At 63.3% G+C, this 19,119-nt stretch carries 21 protein-coding genes; 15 read left to right on the top strand and 6 right to left on the bottom strand.

All coding sequences use genetic code 11. From position 1 onward, the window contains the following. Positions 1-60 precede the first annotated feature (60 nt). Entirely contained in the window at positions 61-1,038 is a 978-nt protein-coding gene (locus tag ABEA02_RS09230) for an SGNH/GDSL hydrolase family protein (protein ID WP_345532619.1), read from the bottom strand. A 125-nt stretch (positions 1,039-1,163) separates the two neighbouring features. Beyond that, positions 1,164-1,664 (bottom strand): hypothetical protein, encoded by a 501-nt coding sequence (locus ABEA02_RS09225; RefSeq protein ID WP_345532618.1) that lies wholly within the window; start codon positions 1,662-1,664, stop codon positions 1,164-1,166. A 13-nt stretch (positions 1,665-1,677) separates the two neighbouring features. Between ABEA02_RS09225 and ABEA02_RS09220 the strand changes: the two genes are divergently transcribed. Beyond that, complete coding sequence (locus ABEA02_RS09220; RefSeq protein WP_345532617.1) at positions 1,678-2,355, top strand: carboxylesterase family protein; 678 nt, start codon at positions 1,678-1,680, stop codon at positions 2,353-2,355. A 6-nt stretch (positions 2,356-2,361) separates the two neighbouring features. On the opposite strand, the gene ABEA02_RS09215 is transcribed toward ABEA02_RS09220, so the two are convergent. Next, positions 2,362-3,543 (bottom strand): BaiN/RdsA family NAD(P)/FAD-dependent oxidoreductase, encoded by a 1,182-nt coding sequence (locus ABEA02_RS09215; RefSeq protein ID WP_345532616.1) that lies wholly within the window; start codon positions 3,541-3,543, stop codon positions 2,362-2,364. Between the two features lie 113 nt (positions 3,544-3,656). Here ABEA02_RS09215 and rng point away from each other — a divergent pair, with 113 nt between their 5' ends. From rng to ruvA, 6 genes are read left to right on the top strand one after another with little or no spacing between them, the layout of a single operon-like run. Continuing rightward, positions 3,657-5,111 (top strand): ribonuclease G, encoded by a 1,455-nt coding sequence (rng, locus tag ABEA02_RS09210; protein WP_345532615.1) that lies wholly within the window; start codon positions 3,657-3,659, stop codon positions 5,109-5,111. Further along, positions 5,111-5,725 (top strand): GNAT family N-acetyltransferase, encoded by a 615-nt coding sequence (locus ABEA02_RS09205; RefSeq protein ID WP_345532614.1) that lies wholly within the window; start codon positions 5,111-5,113, stop codon positions 5,723-5,725. Before rng ends, ABEA02_RS09205 begins: the two co-directional genes overlap by 1 nt. Further along, on the top strand, positions 5,725-6,390 hold the full coding sequence (locus ABEA02_RS09200; RefSeq protein WP_345532613.1) for an HAD family hydrolase: 666 nt from the start codon (positions 5,725-5,727) through the stop codon (positions 6,388-6,390). The genes ABEA02_RS09205 and ABEA02_RS09200 overlap by 1 nt, the downstream gene beginning before the upstream one ends. Then, positions 6,383-7,078, top strand: a complete 696-nt coding sequence (locus ABEA02_RS09195; protein WP_345532612.1) for an alanyl-tRNA editing protein — start codon at positions 6,383-6,385, stop codon at positions 7,076-7,078. Before ABEA02_RS09200 ends, ABEA02_RS09195 begins: the two co-directional genes overlap by 8 nt. Further along, positions 7,078-7,695 (top strand): glutathione S-transferase family protein, encoded by a 618-nt coding sequence (locus ABEA02_RS09190; RefSeq protein WP_345532611.1) that lies wholly within the window; start codon positions 7,078-7,080, stop codon positions 7,693-7,695. Before ABEA02_RS09195 ends, ABEA02_RS09190 begins: the two co-directional genes overlap by 1 nt. Beyond that, a complete protein-coding gene (ruvA, locus tag ABEA02_RS09185; protein WP_345532610.1) occupies positions 7,692-8,276 on the top strand; it encodes a Holliday junction branch migration protein RuvA in 585 nt (194 codons plus the stop codon). The genes ABEA02_RS09190 and ruvA overlap by 4 nt, the downstream gene beginning before the upstream one ends. A gap of 9 nt (positions 8,277-8,285) precedes the next feature. Here ruvA and trhA read toward each other — a convergent pair whose 3' ends face one another. Continuing rightward, positions 8,286-8,990: a PAQR family membrane homeostasis protein TrhA gene (trhA, locus tag ABEA02_RS09180; protein ID WP_345532609.1), complete on the bottom strand. Its 705-nt coding sequence runs from the start codon at positions 8,988-8,990 to the stop codon at positions 8,286-8,288. A 168-nt stretch (positions 8,991-9,158) separates the two neighbouring features. Between trhA and ABEA02_RS09175 the strand changes: the two genes are divergently transcribed. After that, positions 9,159-9,665 (top strand): DUF4442 domain-containing protein, encoded by a 507-nt coding sequence (locus ABEA02_RS09175; protein WP_345532608.1) that lies wholly within the window; start codon positions 9,159-9,161, stop codon positions 9,663-9,665. Next, on the top strand, positions 9,662-10,387 hold the full coding sequence (locus ABEA02_RS09170) for a UPF0149 family protein (RefSeq protein WP_345532607.1): 726 nt from the start codon (positions 9,662-9,664) through the stop codon (positions 10,385-10,387). The genes ABEA02_RS09175 and ABEA02_RS09170 overlap by 4 nt, the downstream gene beginning before the upstream one ends. Positions 10,388-10,389: 2 nt before the next feature. Here the strand turns inward: ABEA02_RS09170 and fmt are convergent, their stop codons facing one another. Both fmt and def read right to left on the bottom strand, forming a co-directional pair. Then, on the bottom strand, positions 10,390-11,337 hold the full coding sequence (gene fmt / locus ABEA02_RS09165; protein WP_345532606.1) for a methionyl-tRNA formyltransferase: 948 nt from the start codon (positions 11,335-11,337) through the stop codon (positions 10,390-10,392). After that, positions 11,334-11,837, bottom strand: coding sequence for a peptide deformylase (gene def / locus ABEA02_RS09160; RefSeq protein ID WP_345532605.1), 504 nt, complete (start codon positions 11,835-11,837; stop codon positions 11,334-11,336). Before def ends, fmt begins: the two co-directional genes overlap by 4 nt. Positions 11,838-12,077: 240 nt before the next feature. Between def and ABEA02_RS09155 the strand changes: the two genes are divergently transcribed. The 6 genes from ABEA02_RS09155 (at position 12,078) to ABEA02_RS09130 (ending at position 19,018) form a co-directional block, all read left to right on the top strand. After that, positions 12,078-13,175, top strand: a complete 1,098-nt coding sequence (locus ABEA02_RS09155) for a LysM peptidoglycan-binding domain-containing protein (protein ID WP_345532604.1) — start codon at positions 12,078-12,080, stop codon at positions 13,173-13,175. A 13-nt stretch (positions 13,176-13,188) separates the two neighbouring features. Further along, on the top strand, positions 13,189-14,265 hold the full coding sequence (dprA, locus tag ABEA02_RS09150; RefSeq protein ID WP_345532603.1) for a DNA-processing protein DprA: 1,077 nt from the start codon (positions 13,189-13,191) through the stop codon (positions 14,263-14,265). Positions 14,266-14,310: 45 nt separating this feature from the next. Next, entirely contained in the window at positions 14,311-14,799 is a 489-nt protein-coding gene (locus tag ABEA02_RS09145; RefSeq protein ID WP_345532602.1) for a Smg family protein, read from the top strand. A 186-nt stretch (positions 14,800-14,985) separates the two neighbouring features. Beyond that, positions 14,986-17,643 carry a DNA topoisomerase III gene (locus ABEA02_RS09140; protein ID WP_345532601.1) on the top strand — a complete coding sequence of 886 codons (2,658 nt, stop codon included), beginning with the start codon at positions 14,986-14,988 and terminating at the stop codon, positions 17,641-17,643. Next, on the top strand, positions 17,640-18,047 hold the full coding sequence (locus ABEA02_RS09135) for a GtrA family protein (RefSeq protein WP_345532599.1): 408 nt from the start codon (positions 17,640-17,642) through the stop codon (positions 18,045-18,047). Before ABEA02_RS09140 ends, ABEA02_RS09135 begins: the two co-directional genes overlap by 4 nt. After that, positions 18,044-19,018 (top strand): glycosyltransferase family 2 protein, encoded by a 975-nt coding sequence (locus ABEA02_RS09130; RefSeq protein WP_345532598.1) that lies wholly within the window; start codon positions 18,044-18,046, stop codon positions 19,016-19,018. Before ABEA02_RS09135 ends, ABEA02_RS09130 begins: the two co-directional genes overlap by 4 nt. The last annotated feature ends 101 nt before the right edge of the window (positions 19,019-19,119 follow it).

The following is a 19,119-nucleotide window of genomic DNA, read 5'->3' as shown; positions in this document are numbered from 1 at the left end:
TGCTGCGCTTTGCGGAATGAAAAAGCCCGGCGTGCCGGGCTTTTTTCTGGAAGGCGCGATTCAGTTGAGCCGGCGGCGCGCAAGTAGCCCCATCAATCCTAGTCCGCCCAGCATCATCAGCACGCTTGCCGGTTCTGGCACGGCTTGCGCGAACTCGGCGCCAATCAGTGCATGCGCGTAGGTCGTCGGGTGGATGTCGTCGAAGTACAGGTAGCCCGCACAACCACCGGCGATGGTTGCAGCACCGGCCGCGATGCAGGGCGTGGTGACGTTGCTGAGGCCGACCGAGGCGGGATCGGCGATGATGCCCTGCATGTACTGCGCGGTGTCGAAGCGGTGGATGGTGAGTCCGAGACCGGTTTCCAGACTGTCCAGCGTGGCATCGAGGCCGGCGTTGTAAGCGCTGCTGAGCATCGAGGCGAAGGATGCGAAGCCGGCGCCATTGGCACTGGCGCGCGGGGTCAGGCCGAGGTCGGGCAGGTAGGGGATGAGGAAGTCATGCGCCCCTTGTGCGGCCAGTGTGGTGATGCCGCTGGCGATGTTGCCAATGGTTTGTGCAACGACGGCGTTGAAGTCCACGCTGACGCCGGCTGCGGCCAGACCGAAGTTGTAGGAGAAGTCGTTCGGTCCGCCCCAGATGACGAACAGGCTGCTGGCGGTGCTCGCAGACGGGCTCCAGCTGGCGATCTGCGAGGCAATGCCGGTGTTGCCGAGTGTCGGTGCGAGCGACGGGATGTCGAGCGCGAGGTAATTCTGTGTGTTGGTCATGGCGCCGCCGACGGCGTAGTTCTGCGCGCTGACGCCCAGTGAAGTCGCGAGGTATTGCACGGCCGTCGGGCCGTTGGAGAAGGTGCCGCTGTATGGCGCGGGCGGGAACAGGCCGCCGGTCAGAGCCAGTGCGTTGCCGGGGTCGGACAGGCTGTCGCCGAAGACGACCAGATTGCTGTAGGTGGTGGCCTGGCTGATTGAGGCAGTGCACAGCAGGGACGAAGCAACAAGCGCGTTGCGCAGATGGCGCAATGGGGAGGAGGTGTTCATGAGGTCTCCGGGAGGGGGTCGAACGGCGGCAGAGGTCACCATTCTAGCGCGTTGCGTTCCGTCACTCGGCACATCCTGATGGCAAGAGAGGGCGCTCATGGCGTCGTGTCTTGCCCGCTGGTCGGTCAGGCATTGGCAGCGGCGGTGGGCTTGCACCACAGTGCATGGCTTGCCATCAATCGGTTTTGCGCCATGCCAGCCAGCTTGTCATTGTGTGTTCGCCTGACTGCCCGGTTTTGCGTTCCCTTTCTGGGATCGCTGGCGCTGGTGGCCTGCGGTGGGGGCGGAGGCGGTGGGGCAACATCGGCGGGTGGCGCGGCCAGTTCGACCGCTGCGTCGTCTAGCCTTGCGTCCAGCAGTGCGGCCTCCAGCAAAGCGTCGAGCAGCGCTGCCAGCAGTGCTGCGTCTTCATCGTCGTCGGTGTCGTCTACAACCTCTGCAAGCAGTAGCAGTAGCAGTAGCAGTAGCAGTAGCAGTAGCAGTAGCAGTAGCAGTAGCAGTAGCAGTAGCAGTAGCAGTAGCTCCAGCTCCAGCTCCAGCTCCAGCTCCAGCAGCGCGGTGGTCGCGTGCAGTCCTGCGATTGCACCTACGCCGGGCAGCCAACGCCTTCTGGCCGCCGGTACCACCTGTGCGGCGCAGGTGCTGGGTTACGCGGAGTATGTGCCGCCCACCTACGCCAGCGTGGCGAGCTGGCCGCTGATCATCGCGTTTCACGGCGATGGCGAGCAGGGCACAGGCAACAGCACGGACATCGTCAAGGTCGACAACAATGGTCTGCCCAAGCAGGTCGGCGCCGATCAGTGGGATGCGGCGCATCGCTTCATCGTCCTGTCGCCGCAGATGAACTGGAGCACGCGCACGGCGCAGCATGTGCATGACTTCATCCAGTTTGCCAAGGCCAACTACAAGGTCGATGCGACACGCATCTATCTGACGGGGCTGTCTGGCGGGGGCGGTCCGCTCTACAAGTACCTCGACACCTATGCCGGCGGGGAGGCGGCGGCCGTCATCCCCATCTCGGCCGTCTACAGCTTCAACACCGCAGCGGCCTGTGGCTGGAAGAACGTGCCGGTGTGGTTCTTCCATGGTGCATCGGACACGACGGTGACTTCGAACAACTCGAAGGTTGCCTTCGACAACCTCAATGCCTGCAGCCCCGCGCCGCTCGTGGCGCCGCGATTTACCGAATTCACCGGGGTGACCCACGATGCCTGGACGCGCACCTACAGCCTCAGCGGCATGGGCACAACGGTGACGAGCGGGCGCACCGCTTACTCACAGAGCATCTATGACTGGCTGCTGCAGTATCACCGCTGACGACGGCTACACGGCCTGGCCCGCAGCGAAACCGCTCGCCCAGGCCCACTGGAAGTTGTAGCCGCCCAGCCAGCCGGTCACATCCATCACCTCGCCGACGAAGTGCAGGCCGGGGTGGGCGCGGGCCATCATCGTCCTCTGGTCCAACGCACGCGTGTCGATGCCGCCGCGCGTGACTTCGGCCTTGCGGTAGCCCTCTGATCCGTTCGGCGTCAGCTGCCAGTTGTGCAGCGCATTGGCGAGCGATCTCAGGGCTTTGTCCGCGCAGTCGGCGAGCGGTTTGCCGGTGAGCCCGTGGCGCTCTGCCCAGGCTTCAGCGAGGCGGCGTGGCAGGTACTGCGCGAGCACATTCTGCACATGCTGCTTGTTGCCAGGCTTGGCTTGCACCAGGGTTTCGTCAAGCCGTCTGCCTGGGGCGAGGTCGATCCGGATGCTGTCGCCAGGCTGCCAGTAGCTCGAAATCTGCAGGATTGCCGGGCCGGACAGGCCGCGATGCGTGAACAGCAGGTCTTCGCGGAATTCGCCATCGTTGCAGCGTGCGTCGACTTCCAGCGAAGCACCGGCGAGCGGTACGAAGGGCGCCCATTCGCTGGCGTCGAAGGTCAGCGGTACGAGGGCAGGGCGTGGGGCGATGAGGGGGATGCCGAGCTGGCGGGCGATGCGGTGGCCGAAGTCGGTGGCGCCTATCTTGGGGATCGACAAGCCGCCCGTGGCAATCACCACTGCAGCCACGTCGATTGCGTCGCCGCTGGTTTCCAGCCGCCAGCGGCCCGCTTCCGGGCGCAGGGCCTCGACCTTGCAAGGCTGGTGCCAGACCACGCCACCCTGATCGCATTCGGCAATCAGCATGTCGATGATCTGCTGAGCTGATTCGTTGCAGAACAGCTGACCCTTGTGCTTCTCGTGCCAGCGGATGCCATACGAGCCGATGAGCTTGAGGAAGTCCTGCGGGGTGTAGCGCGACAGGGCCGAGCGGCAGAAGTGCGGGTTGTCGGACAGGAAGTTGGTCGGACCCGCACCGAGGTTGGTGAAGTTGCAGCGGCCGCCGCCCGAGATGCGGATCTTTTCGCCGATGACTTCCGCGTGGTCGATGAGTACGACGCGGCGGCCGCGCTGGCCGGCCACAGCGGCGCACATCATGCCGGCAGCGCCTGCGCCAATCACTGCCACATCAAATTCGTCCGCCACGAGCCCTCCCATCCGAAGTGCGCATGATACCCGCCGCATTGCGCCTCTTCGTGGCCCGGGCATCCCGGTAGAATCAGGGCAACGACCCAATTCAACCCTTCCGGAAACCCATCATGAGCGAGGAATACCTCATCAACTTCACCCCGCAGGAGACGCGGGTGGCACAGATGTTCAACGGTCAGGTGCAGGAGCTGCACATCGAGCGTGAGCACTCGCGCGGCATCGTCGGCAACATTTACCTGGGCAAGGTCGTACGCGTGCTGCCCGGCATGCAGTCGGCCTTCATCGAGGTCGGTCTCGAGCGCACGGCCTTCCTGCATGTCGCCGATATCTGGATCGATCGCCAGCACGGCGAGACGCAGAAGCCCATCGAGCGCATCCTGCACGAGGGGCAGGGCATCATGGTGCAGGTGCTCAAGGATCCCATCGGCACCAAGGGTGCACGATTGTCGACGCAGCTGTCGCTGGCCGGCCGCCTGCTGGTCTACCTGCCGCAGGACCATCACATCGGCATTTCGCAGCGCATCGAGAACGAATCCGAGCGCGACGCCTTGCGCGCCCGCCTGCAGCGCCTGATGCCTGAGGATGAGAAAGGCGGCTTCATCGTCCGCACCCAGGCCGAGCAGGCCAGCGATGAAGAGCTGACGGCGGACATCGCCTACCTGCGCAAGCTGTGGGCCGAGATCCAGCAGCGCCGTACTGCTGCGACACCCCCCTCGGCGCTGTACCACGACCTCACGCTGGCACAGCGTGTGCTGCGTGATCTCGTCAGCAAGGAGACCGCACGCGTGGTCATCGACTCGCGCGAGAACTTCCAGAAGATGAGCGCGTTCTCCACCGAGTACATGCCGCGCGTCGCGCACCTGCTCGATCACTACCAGGGGGCGCGCCCGCTGTTCGACCTGCACGGTGTCGAGGACGAGATACAGAAGGCACTCGCGCGACGTGTCGATCTCAAGAGCGGGGGTTACCTCATCATCGATCAGACGGAAGCGCTGACGACCATCGACGTCAATACCGGCGGCTTCGTCGGCGCGCGCACCTTCGACGACACCATCTTCAAGACCAATCTCGAAGCTGCACAGGCGATAGCCCGCCAGCTTCGACTGCGCAACCTCGGCGGCATCATCCTGCTCGACTTCATCGACATGGAGAGCGAAGAGCATCGCGTGGCTGTGCTGGCCGAGCTCAACAAGGCGCTCTCGCGTGACCACACCAAGGTGTCGGTCGGCGGCTTCACCTCGCTGGGTCTTGTCGAGATGACACGCAAGCGCACACGCGAATCGCTCGCCCACGTGCTGTGCGAGCCCTGCCCGACTTGCGGCGGCCGCGGCGAGGTGAAGACCGTGCGTACGGTGGCGTACGAAATACTGCGCGAGCTGGTGCGCGAGGCGCGCCAGTTCAACGCCCGAGAGTTCCGCATTCTGGCGTCGCCCTCGGTGGTCGATCTCTTTCTTGACGAAGAGTCGCAGGCCATCGCCATGCTGCAGGACTTCATCGGCCGCGCCATCTCATTGCATGCCGAGTCCAGCTACACGCAGGAACAGTACGACATCGTGCTGCTGTGATGACGCCACTCGCCCTTGTCGGTCAGCGCGTTGCGCTGCGGCCCATCGCACCGGAGTATGCCGATGGCCTGGCGCTGGCAGCGTCCGACGGATTGCAGGAGGCCGCGCGGCTGACCAACATTCCTGCTGCGTCGGGCATGGCGCAGTACATCGAACAGGCGAACGCCGGCCTGGCGGCCGGACACATGCGGCCGTTCGCGACCACGTTGCGTGACAGCGGTGAGATTGTGGGGAGCACACGCTTCTGGCGCATCGAGCCTGGCAATCGCAAATGCGAGATCGGCCACACCTGGCTGGCTTCGCGCTGGCACGGCAGCTTCGTCAACGCCGAGGCCAAGTACCTGATGCTGCGCTACGCTTTCGAGCACATGCAGTGCATACGCGTACACTTTCAGACCGACGTGCTCAACCTGCGTTCGGCAGCGGCCTTGCGCAAGATCGGTGCGACGGAAGAAGGGGTCGCGCGGCACGAACGCATCATGGCCGATGGCCGCATCCGCGATTCGCTGCAGTTTTCCATCATCCACACGGAATGGCCGCAGCTGCGCGAGCGACAGGAGGCGGCGTTGCGTGCGCTTGGCATCGAACCTGTGTTTGTAATGGAGGGCGCGTGATGGCGCTGCAACTCAGACGCCCCGAGGCGATCATCTTTGACATGGACGGACTGCTGCTCGATTCAGAGCGCGTATCGCTTGCGCTCTTCGCACAGGCAGCGCAGGAACTCGGTGTGCGCTGGGATGCGGCCGTCGGCTTGCAGATGGTGGGCCTCAACTCACGCGACTCGAACGGCATCCTTCTCAAGGCCTTCGGTGAGGATTACCCGGTCGATGCCCTGCGTGAGCGTTTCGGCGAGCTCTACGAGGCGACGATCACGGCGGGCGGGATTCCGTGCAAACCTTTCGTGCGCGAGCTGCTGGCGCGCTGCGAGGCACTGCGTATTCCCTGCGCCGTGGCGACCTCGACGCGTCGTGTCCGTGCGGAAGCCAAGCTGATCCGCGCGCAGCTGATGCCGCACTTCAAGGCCCTGGCCTGTGGTGACGAGGTCGTGCGCGGCAAACCGCACCCCGAGATCTATGAACTGGCTGCGAGCAAGATCGGCGCGCAGCCCTCGCGCTGCCTCGCACTCGAAGATTCGAATGCGGGCGTGCGCGCGGCCGTTTCGGCGAGCATGCAGACAGTCATGGTCCCTGATCTGCTGAAGCCTGACCTCGATATCCGTCGTCTTGGCGTGCCGGTCGTGGATTCGCTCAAGCACGTACTCGTAGCGCTGGATGGCTGAGGCCACCGTCGTGAGCGTGCGCAAGCACTTCTGGGTAGACCCCTACTGCACACAGCTCGATACGCATGTCGCCAGCGCGCAGGGCGACGTGCTGACGCTGGTCGATACGATCTTCTACGCCTTCTCGGGCGGGCAGGAGAGCGACACGGGAACGATCGCCGGGCGCCTCGTGCTGGAGGCGCGCAAGGAGGGTCACGAGATTTTCTACACACTCCCGCCCGGTCATGGCTTGCAAGCCGGCGATGCGGTGCGCGTCGAGATCGACTGGGGGCGCCGCTATCGTTTGATGCGCCTGCATTTTGCTGCTGAGCTGGTGCTGGAGCTGACCTGCCGCGCGCTACAGAGCGCGAACAAGCGTGTCGAGAAAATCGGCGCCCACATCGCGCAGGAGAAGGCGCGTATCGACTTCGACTGGCCTGAGAACATTTCGCCGCTGTTTCCGCGCTTGCTGGCCGAAGCGCAAGCCATCATCGACGCGGATACGCCCATCCTCAGTGCGTTCTCGGACGAAGCCGACGAGCGCCGCTACTGGGAGGTTCCGGGCTTGGCGCGTGTGCCCTGTGGTGGCACGCATCTTCGCCGCACGGGCGAGGTGGGCGTATTGCGGCTCAAGCGCAAGAATGTCGGACGCGGCAAAGAGCGCATCGAGATTCATCTCGAAGACGCTGCCGCTGCAAAGGAGTCGTAATGCAGATCATCGGCATGCTGGATTCGCCCTATGTGCGGCGCGTGGCGATTGCCGCCACGATCATGGGCCTGCCATTCGAGCATCGCTCGATTTCCATCCTGCGGCAGATCGACCGGTTCCGGCCCATCAGCCCCTTGCTCAAGGTGCCCGTGCTGGTTTGCGATGACGGCGAGGTCCTCAACGACAGCGGCCTGATCCTCGATTACCTCACCACGCTGGCGCCGGACAAGACTTTGCTGCCGCAGGACCCGCTGCAGCGTCGTCGCGTGTGGCAGCTGATGGGCATTGCACTGATTGCCTGCGAGAAGACCGTGCAGCATCTCTACGAAACCCAACTACGGCCCGCAGACAAGCAGTATGAAGGCTGGCTCGCGCGCGTGCGCGGCCAACTCGCCGAGGCCTGGGGCCTGCTCGAACCTGCTGCGGCGCAGGCCTCGCCCTGGTTGCTGGGCGATAGGCTGACGCTGGCTGACATTACGCTTGCCGTCGCCTGGGGTTTCAACCAGTATGCGCAGCCCGGTCTCAGCGACGCGGCGCGTTACCCTGCGTTGAGTGCCTTCTCGGCACGTGCCGAAGCCTTGCCCGAATTCCTTGCTCATCCGGTGGATAAACAATGATTGGTCGTCTGACTGGCAGCCTGCTCGAAAAGAACCCGCCGCAGATCCTGCTCGACGTGGGCGGTGTCGGCTACGAAGTCGAGGTGCCCATGAGCACCTTCTACAACCTGCCCGGCACGGGTGAGCGCGTGAGCCTTGCGACGCATCTGGTTGTGCGTGAAGACGCGCACATCCTCTATGGCTTTGGCACCGAGGATGAGCGCGCAGCCTTCCGTCAGCTGCTCAAGATTTCGGGTATCGGCGCGCGTACGGCGCTGGCTGTGCTGTCGGGGTTGTCGGTGGCAGAGCTTACGCAGGCCGTGGCGCTGCAGGAGAGCGGCCGCCTGACCAAGATTCCGGGCATCGGCAAGAAGACAGCGGAGCGCTTGTTGCTGGAATTGCGTGACAAGCTCGCCAAGACCCTGCCCGGAGTGGCGAGCGGTGCAATAGCCGTGGGTAACGCGCAGAGCGACATCGTGCACGCCCTGCTGGCGCTTGGTTACAACGAAAAGGAAGCCGCCGCGGCGCTCAAGAACCTGCCGGCAGACATCGGAGTGTCGGACGGTATTCGCGCCGCACTGAAACTGCTCTCCAAAGCCTGATCTGCGTGATCAGCCGGCGTAGCCCAGCACCGCGAAGTAGTGACAGGCTGTGCCGGTCATGACGAACAGGTGCCAGATGAAGTGGAAGAAGCGGTGCCTGGCGCTGAGTGCGTAGAACGCTACGCCGCCGGTGTAGGCAAGTCCGCCAGCCAGCAGCCACAGCAGGCCCGGTAGCGGCACGCGCGCAATCATTGGCGCGGCCGCCACGACGATCAACCAGCCCATCATGAGGTAGAGGCCGATCGAGACATAGCGGTTGGCCAGACCGTTGAACAGCTTCATGACCAGGCCGATGGCGGCCATGCCCCAGATCAGGCCGAACAGCGTCCAGCCCCAGGCGCCGCTGAGCACGCCCAGCGTAAAGGGCGTGTAGGTGCCGGCAATCAGCAGGTAGATGGCGGCGTGGTCCAGCTTGTGGAAGAGGTGCTTGGACGGCCCCGGTGGCAAGGCGTGATAGAGCGTGGAGAAGAGATAGAGCAGCAGCATGGAGGCCGTGAAAATGCTGACGCCGATGAGGCTGGCGGTGTCGCCAGACCGCAGGGTCATGACGATCAGCACAGGCGCGGCGGCGATGCTGAGTAACAGACCGAGGCCATGGCTGATGCTGTTGGCAATTTCTTCGGCAAGGGACTGTGGACGGCGTGACGGGCGGGCTGCCGTGGTCGAGTGGTGGCTGGCCTGGGCGCTGGATTGGATACTGGTTTGGGGGAGCATGTCGCGTTGGTGATGCAGCAAGACCGGAAGCCTTGATGCTGGCACCGTCACGCGCCCCCAGGCCTGCTTCAGATCAAGCGGACGATGGGCCGGCCGGGGTTTTCGTGACAGGCTTCACTGTGCGGATCGGTTAGAGTGGGGCTCCCGACAGCATCCCGCATCCGTTTCATGAGCAGCCCCAAACTCCGCCAGGGTTTCCTGCGCAACGTTGAATTTTCGGCACGTACCACGCGCATCCTCATGAATGCCTGGCCCCCTTTTGTCGGCGCAGGCATTCGCGTAGAGCACATCGGCGCCGATTTTCGCGATGCCCGCGTGCGCATGCACCAGCGCTTGCTCAACACCAACATCTTCGGCACGCATTTCGGTGGTTCGCTGTTTGCAATGACTGACCCGTTCTTTGCGCTGCTGATCCTGCGCAACCTCGGCCGTGACTACGTCGTTTGGGACAGTGCGGCGCACATCGACTTCAAGTTGCCTGCCCGTGGCACCGTGCATGCCACTTTCTGCATCGACGATGCCATACTGAATGACATACGCAGCCGGACTGACGGCGGCGACAAATATGAACCGGTCTTCCAGACCGATATCCTCGATACCCGCGGGGATGTGGTGGCAACTGTCAGCAAGACCATCTACATCCGCCGCAAGCCGAGGCCGGACACCGCACCATGACTCCCGTACTACCCCGCGACGCCCTCTCCGACGATGAAGTTGCCGAGCTCGACAGCCTGCTCGCACAACACCCGGAGTCACACTCTGTTGAAGAGCTCGATGGCCTGATTTGCGCCCTGCTGGTCGGCCCTGATGCCGTGCCGCCCTCTGAATGGCTGCCGGCCGTGCTGGGCGAAGATGCCGTGTTTGCATCGCGTGCCGAAGAGCAGCGCTGTATCGACTTGTTGATGCGCCACTGGAACCACGTCGCCCAGGGCTTTCGTGAAGACTGGTCGGGCGTGACTGCCGAAGAGGGCGCCAACGCCATGTACTTCCCGCTGCTCGACACGCCTGCGGAGAGCGGCCATCCGCTCGCTGAAGGTTGGGCACGCGGTTTCCGTGCGGGTCTGGGCTGGCTGCGGGAACAGCATTGGGATGCGCTGGAAGAAGATGAGGAATGCGTCACCCTTATCAACATCATCGGCGTCTTCGACAGCGGCGAGAAATCGCCGGGCATCAAGCTGACGGCTGCCGAGCGCGACGAGCTCATCAGCGCCGTGGCAGCGGGCATGCAGTACCTCTACGCCTTCTGGCGGCGCTGGCTGCGCGTCATGCAGACGCCACGGACGCCGCATCGCGCCGACCACCAGCCGGGCCGCAATGACAGCTGCCCCTGCGGCAGTGGCAAGAAGTTCAAGAAGTGCTGCGGCGCCCCGGCCGTGGTGGCGCGCAGCCTGAACTGAGCTCAGTTGGCAACGCTGAAGCGGTCTCCCGCCTTGAGCGGCAGGCTCTGAAGGAACTCGCGCGCCGGCAGACGCTTGCCACCGGGCTTCTGCAGCTGGGTCAGGCGCAGCGCGCCTTCGCCGCAGGCCACAACGACACCTGTCGCGTCGGCAGACAGGATACTTCCCGGCTCACCCGTGCCAGCCACGGCTTCGCCTGCCCACAGCTTGATGGTCGCTTCACCCAGTGTTGCGGCACCACCCGGGAAGGGGTCGAACGCACGCAGACGACGCGCCAGTTGCGCGGCGCTCTCGCGCCAGTCGAACAGGCTTTCGTTCTTCGCAATCTTGCTGGCGTAGGTGATGCCGTCGGTCGGTTGCGGTGTAGCCCGCAAGGTGCCGGTTGCCAGTGCCTGCAGGGCTTCCACAATCATCTCGCCGCCCAGCTCGGACAGCTTGTCGTGCAGGCTGGCCGTGGTATCGCTGCCAAGGATGGGCAGGGCGCTGCGTGTGAGCATCGCGCCCGTATCGAGGCCCGCATCCATCTGCATGATGGTGATTCCCGTCTCCTCATCGCCTGCTTCGATGGCGCGATGGATCGGCGCTGCCCCGCGCCAGCGTGGCAGCAGCGAGGCGTGGATGTTCAGACAGCCCAGGCGCGGAAGATCAAGCACCGCCTGCGGCAGGATCAGGCCGTACGCGGCCACGACCAGCACATCCGGCGCACAGGCAGCGAGCTGCGCTTGCTGCTCGGGCGTGCGCAGCTTTTCCGGTTGATCGACCGGAATGCCGGCTGCCAGTGCCACCTGTTTGACCGGGCTGGCCTGCAGCTGCATGCCGCGTCCTGCGGGGCGGTCAGGCTGGGTGAGCACCAGCGGAACTTCAAAACCTGCGTCCAGCAAGGCACGCAGGGCGGTGGCAGCAAATTCCGGCGTACCGGCGAAGGCAACGCGCAATCCGGTGTGACTCATGCGGTGATGCGCGCGCGCTTTGCCATCTTGTTCTTGATGCGGTTCTGCTTGAGCTGCGAGAGGTGCTCAACGAATACCTTGCCGTCCAGGTGATCGATCTCGTGCTGGATGCACACGGCCATCAGGCCCTCGGCTTCCATTTCGAAGCTTTCGCCCTTTTCATTCAAGGCGCGCACCCGCACCCAGCCCGCACGGCTGACTTTCTCGTAGATGCCGGGCACTGACAGACAGCCCTCTTCGCAGATTTGCTCGCCGCTGCGTTCAATGATTTCAGGGTTGATGAAAGCGCGCAGGCCGGATTTGTCTTCCGACGCGTCGATGACCAGCACTCGCTCGTGCACGTCGACCTGGGTCGCCGCCAGTCCGATGCCCGGCGCGGCGTACATCGTTTCTGCCATATCAGCGACCAGTTGTCGGATGCGGCTGTCGACCTGCTTGACCGGGGCAGCGATCTTGTGGAGCCTCGGGTCGGGAAAGTGAAGGATGGGCAGCAGGGCCATTTGTCCGAAAAGTCCAGAAAACCTTGATGAATGAAGAGACTACGTGCAGAATCTAAAGCAAAACTTGAATGTTCGCACGTGTTCGGCTGGTAATTTCCCGCTATTTTCCGGTTTGCGGCGTCCAGCTCAAGTCATATCGTTCCGGTTCAAGTCGTCTTACGCAGTCTGCTCTGGAGCCGTCGTAGCGCCGTTCGGCCTTCGCGGCGCAGTCCCTGTCTCCAACATCAAACGGGGTTGGTCATGAAACGCATCTCTTCCGCGCTGATCGTAGCGCTTGCAGCCTTGTCGGCCGGCACCGTGGCACCCGCCATGGCGCAGACCTCCCAGCAGGCGCCAGCCAAGGGCAGCATCCAGCTCGCCGACAATGCGCCCGACAGCCATACCGTCGTCAAGGGTGACACCCTTTGGGGGATTTCGAGCCGCTTCCTGAAGACGCCCTGGCGTTGGCCCGAGGTCTGGAAGCTGAATGCCGAAGACATCAAGAATCCGCATCTGATCTATCCCGGGCAGGTCATCTACCTTGACCGTAACAACATGACCCTGTCGCTCAAGGCGCCGGGGGATATCGTTCAGCCGGATGGCACCATCAAGCTGGCGCCGCGAATCTATGACACCGCAATCAGTGGTCCGATTACCAGCCTCACGCTGCAAAACATCCAGCAGTTCCTCGTCGAGCCGCTGGTCATCGATGATCCGGACCCTGCAGGCGCCGGCCGAGTGATCGGTATCCAGGAGGATCGCGTGCTTGCCGGCCCCTCAGAGACGTTCTTCGCGCGTGGGCTCGCGCCTGACCAGCCTGCCTGGACGGTGTTCCGCCCCGGCAAGCCGATTCGTGATCCAGTCGACACCAAAAAGATCCTTGGCTATGAAGCCGTGCTGGTTGCCAATGCGCGTGTCACGACGGCCGAGCAGCCTCCGGTCGCCGCAGCCATGCAGGTCGTGACATCGAAGCACGAGGTGACGACGGGCGACCGCCTGTTGCCAAGCACCAAGGAAACGGTGTTTGCCTATGCCCCCCATGCTGCGCCTGAAAACCTGCACGCCAATATCGCGACGATTTATGGCGGCGTGAGCCAGACTGGTCCTTATGGGGTCATCACCATCAATGCGGGTCGTGACAAGGGCATGGAGCCGGGGCACGTTGTTGCCCTGTCGCGTGTGCTTGGCAAGGCCGTATATCGCGGCGCTGAAGGCGGCGAAAAGGCGCAGGAGATCCCGCTGCCGGACGAGCGTTACGGCCTTGCTTTCGTGTTCCGCGTCTTCAACAAGATGTCCTACGCGCTGGTGCTGGAGAGCTCACGTTCCGTCATCGTGGGGGACAAGGCCGGCGCGCCTTGAGCATTGCCTGCCAATGAGCGATCTGGCGCATTGGCTGCGGCTCACCCTTGTGCCGGGCATTGGCCCGGAGCGTCAACGAGACCTGCTGGCAGCCTTCGGGCTGCCACAGCGCATTTTCGAGGCCGGGCGTCATGCTGTGGCGGGCGTCATCGGCAGCAAATTTGCCAACAGCCTGTTCGATCACGACAACGCCGCCGCGATCGAGGCGGCGCTGCGCTGGGCGGAAGAGCCCGGCAACCATATCCTGACGCTGGCTGACAGCGTTTTCCCGCAAGCCCTGCTGCAAACGGCGGACCCGCCAACCTTGCTGTACGCAAAGGGGCGCGTCGCGCTGCTTAACACACCCGGCCTGGCCGTTGTAGGCTCCCGCAACGCCACGGCACAGGGCCTGTCGAATGCCGAGGCCTTTTCACGCGTGCTGGCTGAGGCAGGGCTGGCCGTCGTCAGCGGCCTGGCCTTGGGTATCGACACGGCCGCGCACCAGGGAGCATTGGCTGCCAGGGGGCCGACCGTGGCGGTCGTCGGCACGGGAGCCGACCGGATCTATCCCGCGCGAAATGCGTCCTTGGCGCGCCGTATCGCCGAGGAAGGCCTGCTGATCAGCGAATTTGCGCTGGGTACGCCATCGGCCGCTCACAACTTTCCGCGACGTAACCGAATCATTGCCGGCTTGTCGCGCGGCGTTCTGGTCGTCGAAGCGGCGGTGGGCAGCGGTTCGCTGATCACCGCACGCCTGGCAACAGAGCAGGGGCGCGAGGTATTCGCCATCCCGGGCTCCATCCACTCTCCTCTGTCCAAGGGTTGCCACCAGCTCATCAAGCAGGGCGCCAAGCTCGTCGAGTCGGCGCAGGACGTGCTCGAAGAACTGCACTGGGGTGTTGTCCCGCCCCGCCAGGCTGCGCACGAGGCAGATACGCCTGGAGAAGAGGGGCAATTGCTGGCTGCCATCGGACATGATCCCGTCGACATGGACACTATTCTGGGACGTATTGGCTTGACGCCGGATGTGGTCTTCGCCATGCTGACCACACTGGAACTTGATGGCCGCGTCGAGCGGCTACCGGGTGGCAAGCTTCAAAGAGTCCGATAAGCGGCTCGTCCAGCCAGTTGGAGAGCCGCACTGCCGAGGGTCACGATGATCGATATTCTGGTCTATCTCTTTGAAACCTACGGCTACGCTGACGCCTGTCCGGCCGAGCCCGAGCAACTTGCACGCAAGTTGTCTGCGGCCGGTTTTGAACAAGGCGACATCTCGGAGGCCATTGAATGGCTCTCCGGCCTGCGCGGCATGGCCAGTGAACCGACGGCCAGCTTCGACGCGCAAAGCCGTTCCGTCCGCATCTTCACCGAAGAAGAACAGGCCCGGCTGGACACGGCCTGCCAGGGATTTCTTCACTTCCTCGAAGCCAACGGCACGCTTGATGCGCGTCAGCGCGAGCTGATCATCGAACGCGCCATGGCCCTGCCGGAAGCCGAAGTCTCCCTGTCCAAGTTCAAGGTGATCGTGCTGATGGTGCTGTGGCAGCAACAGGCCAGCATGGACACCTTGATCCTTGACGAGCTCCTGACTGAAGAGACCGACGAGGAAGACGGCGACTGGACCGAGGTCCTGTCGGTCCACTGATTGGCAGGGCTGACGCACGGCCTTTCGGGCCTCGCGCTTGCGCGACGCCCGAGGCGCCGCCTATCATCCGCACACATTGTTCGCCGGGCTTGCCCGGCGAAGTCGATTCTGGCGGCCTGAAACTGGCTGTGCCTGACCCCAGCTTCTGACATCTTTCCCCAGATTTCTCCGGATTCTTTTGAGCGCATGAGCAAACAGCTGATCATTGCCGAAAAACCTTCTGTCGCGCAGGACATTGCGCGTGCCTTGGGAGGCTTCACCCGGCAGGGCGATTACTTCGAAAGCGACGAATACGTGCTGTCGTCCGCCATCGGCCACTTGCTGGAATTGACCGTGCCCGAGGAGTTCGAGGTCAAGCGCGGCAAGTGGTCTTTCGCGCACCTGCCGGTGATCCCGCCGCACTTCAAGCTCAACCCGGTCGAGAAGACGGCTGAGCGCCTGCGCCTCCTGACGCGTCTCATCAAGCGCAAGGACGTCGATGGCCTTATCAACGCCTGTGACGCGGGACGCGAAGGCGAGCTGATCTTCACCTACATCGCCAACCACGCCAGTACGGCCAAGCCGCAGCGCCGCCTGTGGCTTCAGAGCATGACGCCGCAGTCGATCCGCGACGGTTTCCAGGCCCTGCGCACTTCTGGCGAGATGTCGGGCCTGCGCGAAGCGGCGACCTGCCGTGCCGAGAGCGACTGGCTCATCGGCATCAACGGCACGCGCGCCATGACGGCCTTCAACTCGAAGACCGGTGGCTTCCACCTCACCACCGTAGGCCGCGTGCAGACGCCTACGCTAGCCATCGTCGTCGAGCGCGAAGAGCGCATCCGTGCCTTCAAGTCGCGTGACTACTGGGAGGTCGAGGGACACTTCGGCGCTGCTGCGGGTGGTTACGTAGGCCGCTGGTTCGACGAGAAATTCAAGAAGCCCGAGGATGATGAACACGCCAACGCGCATCGCCTGTGGGACGTCAAGAAGGCCGAGGCCGTTCGCGCCAAGTGCGAAGGCAAGCCCGCCAAGGTTGAAGAGGAGGCCAAGCCTTCCACGCAGCTCTCGCCGCTGCTCTATGACCTGACTTCCTTGCAGCGCGAGGCCAACGGTCGTTTCGGTTTCTCGGCACGCACGACGCTGCAGATCGCGCAGGCGCTGTACGAGAAGCACAAGGTCCTGACCTATCCACGTACTGACGCACGTGCGTTGCCCGAAGACTACGTGGCGACCGTGCCGGCCACGCTGGGTGCGCTGCCCAGCGAATACGCCGCCTTCGCCAAGGAAATCATCAAGAACGGCTGGGTCAAGCCCAACAAGCGCATCTTCAACAACGCCAAGATCTCGGACCACTTCGCCATCGTGCCGACCGGTACCGAGCCGAAGAACCTGTCCGAAGCCGAGCAGAAGATCTACGAACTCGTCACCAAGCGTTTCCTCGCCGTGTTCTACCCGGCGGCGGAGTACATGGTGACGACGCGCATCACGCGCGTTGAAGGTGAGGCTTTCAAGACTGAAGGCAAGGTGCTGGTCAATGCGGGCTGGCTCGCGGTGTACGGCAAGGAAGGTGCGGGCGAGGGCGATGAGGCCGCGACAGGCTCGCTGGTGGCGGTAAAGCCGGGCGAGACGGTAAAAACCGACGATGTGCTGGTCAAGGCCAATGTCACAAAGCCGCCCGCGCGCTATTCGGAAGCGACGCTGCTGTCAGCCATGGAAGGCGCGGGGAAACTCGTCGACGACGAAGAGCTGCGTGCAGCGATGGCCGGACGCGGCCTGGGCACGCCAGCGACGCGCGCTCAGATCATCGAAAACCTTATCGCCGAAACCTACATGCTGCGCGAAGGTCGTGAGCTGATCCCGACGGCCAAGGCTTTCTCGCTGATCACGCTGCTGCGCGGCTTGGGCATTGCCGAATTGGCTTCTCCCGAACTGACAGGCGAATGGGAATACAAGCTCGCCCAGATGGAGAAGGGCCTGCTCACGCGTGCCGACTTCATGGAGCACATCGAAGCGATGACGCGCGAGATCGTCGAGCGCGCCAAGAAGTACGAATCGGACACAGTGCCGGGTGACTTCGCTACGTTGAAAACGCCGTGCCCCAAGTGCGGTGGCGTGATCAAGGAGAACTACAAGAAATTCCAGTGCCAGGCTTGCGACTACGCGCTATGGAAGATCGTCGCCAGCCGGCAGTTCGAGATTCCCGAGATCGAGACCCTGCTGGCTACCGGCAAGGTCGGCCCGTTGATCGGCTTCCGCAACAAGATGGGGCGTGCTTTCAACGCCGAGATCAAGCTTAACGACGACAAGCTGCCCGAGTTCGACTTTGGTCAGCCGCGCGAGGACGAAAGCGGTGAGCCGCCAGATTTCTCGGAGCAGACCTCGCTGGGGCCTTGTCCGAAATGCCGCAGCAATGTTTTCGAGCACGGCATGGCCTATGTATGCGAGAAATCGCTGGGCGCGGGCAAGAGCTGCGATTTCCGCTCAGGCAAGATCATCCTGCAGCAACCCATCGAGCGCGAGCACATGGAAAAGCTGTTGCAGGAAGGTCGTACGCCCCTGCTGACGGGCTTCATTTCGGCACGCACGCGGCGCAAGTTCTCGGCTTTCCTCGTGCGTGGCGAAGATGGCAAGGTGGGCTTCGAGTTCGAGAAGCGCGAGCCCAAGGCGAAAGCGACGACGAGCAAGGCCAAGACAGCTGCGGCGGACAAATCCGCAAAGGCCGCAAGCACAGAAGAGAAGCCCGCCAAGGCAACGAAGGCGGCTACTGCCAGCAAAACCAAGGCCGCCGCCAAGCCTGCGACGAAGTCTGCAACGACTGCGAAGGCTGGCACGACCCGCAAGAAAAAAGCTGACGCTGAAACATGAGCACGCCCGCCGACGGCAACATCAGCCGGCGCAGCTTTTTCAGTTTTCTGCTGGTCGGTGGCGGCGCCACGCTGCTGCAATACCTGATCATGGCACTGCTGCTGTGGACGACCAACCTGTCGCCCACCGTGGCATCGAGCACGGGTTTCCTCATCAGTGCCGTGTTCAACTACTGGGCCAATGCGCGTTATACCTTCGGTGGGCAACATGACCACCGCGCCAGCGCCCTGCGGTTTATCGTGACCCTGTGTGCCGGCCTGGCCATCAACGCCCTGTCGCTGGCACTGCTGCAAGCCGCCGGGGCGCCGGTCTGGCTGGCTCAGCTGATCGCGACAGGCATCGTTTTCATCTGGAATTACCTTATCAACGCTATCTGGACATTCAGGAAGAGACAGCCATCATGACGAGCACCGTCGCGCCCACCATCGGCTTGGTGATCCCCTGCTACAACGAAGAAGAAGTGCTGCGTGAAACCACGTCGCGCCTCGTGGTGCTGCTTGAACGCATGCGTAATGAAGGGCTCGTCTCGGCCGATAGCGCGGTTTTTTATGTGGATGACGGTAGCCGCGACAGGACCTGGGCGCTGATTTCGGAACTCTCGGCGGCGCACAAGGATATCTGTGGCATCAAACTGTCACGCAATCGTGGTCACCAGAACGCGCTGTTCTGCGGCCTCATGACGGCGCCGGGCGACGCGCTGATCAGCGTGGATGCTGACCTGCAGGACGACCTCGAAGTGATCCCGCAGATGGTGAAGAACTTCCGCCACGGCGATGACATCGTCTACGGCGTGCGCAAGCGCCGCGATACCGACACCTTCTTCAAGCGCTTCACGGCCGAGGGCTACTACAAACTGATGGCGGCGATGAAGGTCGACATCGTCTTCAATCACGCGGATTACCGTCTGATGAGCCGCCGCGCGCTCGATGCACTCTCGGAGTACCGTGAGAGCAACCTGTTCCTGCGCGGCATGGTGCGCCTCCTGGGCTTCCCGAACTCGGTAGTCGAGTACGACCGTGCCGAGCGCTTTGCGGGGGAGTCCAAGTATCCCCTCAAAAAGATGCTGTCCTTCGCCTGGCAGGGCATCACGTCGTTCTCGACCTACCCGCTGCGCCTGATTACCACCATCGGCACGCTGATTTCTCTGGCCAGCCTTGCCATGACAGCCTGGGCCCTGCTGATGCGGCTCTTCACCGCTGATGCTTTGCCCGGCTGGGCCTCTACCGTCATCCCGATGTATTTCCTGGGTGGCGTTCAGCTTCTCAGCCTGGGCGTGATCGGCGAGTACGTGGCGAAGATCTACACCGAAACCAAGGACCGTCCGCGTTTTCACGTCGACAAGCTCGAAGGCGAAGCCTTTCGTCGGCAGGGCTGAGCCGGAGCGCCGTCTCCCCCGGATTTGCCGCAGCGCACGAATGACCGTGGAGCGGGCGAACGATATAGTCTCGCTCCCGACGTGATGGTCAATCTGGCAAA

This window comes from Viridibacterium curvum, from assembly GCF_039544165.1.
In the GTDB taxonomy this organism is placed as follows: Bacteria; Pseudomonadota; Gammaproteobacteria; order Burkholderiales; family Rhodocyclaceae; genus Viridibacterium; species Viridibacterium curvum.
Note: the sequence above shows the minus strand (reverse complement) of the source record. Positions and strands in the feature narration are given on the sequence as shown.